We start from the raw sequence: 2,269 nt of genomic DNA, 5'->3' as shown, positions 1-2,269 counted from the left end.
ATATTCGCGGGCGCGGCGGACGCCGCGGCCGCGAGCCGCGAGACATGAGACGGTTGAGACAGGCGTTTCTGCAGGCCACGCTGTACCCCGCGGACCCCGTCACCCAAAGGAACGCCCGCAACAGCCTCATCGACGGCATGGCGTTCAACGTGGTGACGGGCTGTTTTCTTCCGTACGTGGGCGCGTTCGTGCTCTCCCTGGGCGGGAACGCGTTCGCCGTCGGCCTCGCCGCGTCGTTGCCGGCGCTGGTGCAGACCGTCGCGCAGTTGCCGGGCGCGAGGATCGTCTCGCGCCAGCCGCGCCGCCTGCCGGTGGTGCTGCGGTGGAACTGGGCGAGCCGCCTCGCGTACGTGCCGCTGGGCGCCGTGCCGTTCCTGCCCATCTCCCCCGACGCGCGCGTGGCGCTCTTCCTTCTGCTTTACGCGTACATGAGCTTCCCCGCGACGGTCGGCAACGTCGCCTGGACGGCGCTCATGGCCGAACTGTTCCCGCCTCACCTGCGGGGGCGCATCTTCGCCGACCGCAACATGTGGCTCACGCTGGTCACGCTGCTCTCCTCCGCGCTGGGCGGTGCGCTCGTTCTGATCCTCCCGTGGCCGGGGCACTACCTCGCGCTCATCGCCATCACGTTCGCCGGCCAGATGGTCTCGATGCGGTATCTGGCGCGGTTGCAGGAGCGCCCCGCGGGTGCGGAGGGAGGGCGCCCGGAGGCGTCGCCCGCGCGGGCTTCGGCCGAGGCTCGCCGCGGGGGCTGGGGCCTCTTCTGGACGTTCGCCCTGGCCGCATTCGTGTTTCAGGCCGGCTGGGCGCTGCCCCAGGGGATCTGGCCGATCCTCTTCCTGCGCATCGACGGCCTGCACGCCTTCTGGTTCGGCGTGTGGAACGTCGTCTCATCGCTTTTCACGGTTCTCTGCGCCCGGTGGTGGGGGAGGTTCTACGACCTGCGGGGCCCCTTCGCGGCGGCCGGCCTGGCGGCAGCCCTGTTCGTGGTGTTTCCGCCCGCCTATCTCGTGGCCCGGACGGCCCTTCCCATCACGCTCCTCAACGTCCTCACCGGCGTCGCCGTGGCCGGCATCAACCTTTCCCTCTTCAACGGCCTTCTTGAAGTGGCGCCTGATGACCGGCGCCCGCAGGCGGTGGCCTGGTTCAATTTTCTGATCGGATTGGCCAATTTCGCCGCGCCGCTTCTCGGCACGTTCGTGTTCGAACAGTGGGGGCTCTCGGCCTGCATGTGGTGTTCCGCGACGCTGCGCCTGGCCGGCGCCATCTTCCTCGCCTGGCCCGCCGTGGCCCCGACCCGCCGGATGAGTCGAACCGCGACATCGCTTGTCCGTTGACGGCTTCATTTGTCATTTCGGTTGAACTTTCGGGAACAGTATTTACGATGAAGAAAAAGTTTTGCTACAAGGAGGATTCGTGTGCGGATCGGGCTTGGTGCCGGCACCCGATGGTTCGCGGCGGAGAGCGGTGGGGCGGGGGGCGCGGAGGGCGTGATCGTCCGCCGGAGGGGGCCCCGGCGTGGCTTCAAGCACTGGACGCGTTCGGAGGACGAGCGCCTGCGGCAGGTCGTGCTCTCGACCCTCGGACGGCTGGGGACGCTTCAGGCGGTGGCGGAGGAATGCCACCCGGCGTTCAATCGGGACGCGGGAAGCGTCCTGCGCCGCATCCGCCACCTGCGGCGTGCGGATGCGGAGTTCGATGCGGCCGTCATGGCGCGCCTTCGCCGGGCGCGCCGCGTTCTCGGCGCGGGAGCGGAAGATGCGTTCGAGACCGCTGGCGGCGCGCCGGAGGTCGGAGGCGGCGAGACCGCCGCTCCGGCGGTGCCGGCGTTCCGCGCGCGGCCGTCGGAGGCGTCGACCGCCGCTGGTGACGAGCTCATCGCCGCCTTTCTCGAGGCGAACAGCGGGCCGCTGGACGCCCGGCAGCGCGAGCGGCTGGCGCTTCTCGCGGAGCGATACGGGCAGGTGCCGGTCATGGCGGCGCTGGCCGAGTCGCTGTTGCACCGAGCCGACGTGATCCTGGCGGACGTGGAGCGGCGCCTTTCGCGATAGCCGCGAGGCCCGTGCGGCCGCCCCCTCCGGGGGGCGGCCATCTTTTTTGTCCGTTTCGCATAGCGTGGTTGACGAACATGTACGGCAACGAGGGAACCCGGGGGACGGGCCGTGCGACAAAACGATATAATCACAACGATTTCGACATGGTGTCGAGAAGCAGCGGGAGGCTCCGCGATGCGCCGCTGGGCGCCGGTATGGATCATCGCCGCGTTGAC

At 69.5% G+C, this 2,269-nt stretch carries 2 protein-coding genes; both read left to right on the top strand.

The window, feature by feature from the left end:
• Positions 1–44: 44 nt before the first annotated feature.
• A complete protein-coding gene (locus IRZ18_09775) occupies positions 45–1,337 on the top strand; it encodes a hypothetical protein (GenBank protein MBX5477393.1) in 1,293 nt (430 codons plus the stop codon).
• 81 nt (positions 1,338–1,418) lie between these two features.
• Positions 1,419–2,051 (top strand): hypothetical protein, encoded by a 633-nt coding sequence (locus IRZ18_09770; GenBank protein ID MBX5477392.1) that lies wholly within the window; start codon positions 1,419–1,421, stop codon positions 2,049–2,051.
• Positions 2,052–2,269 lie beyond the last annotated feature (218 nt).

It is taken from the genome of Clostridia bacterium, from assembly GCA_019683875.1.
Classification (GTDB): domain Bacteria; phylum Bacillota; class Sulfobacillia; order RBS10-35; family Bu92; genus Bu92.
This window is presented reverse-complemented; position numbering and strand designations above follow the sequence as displayed.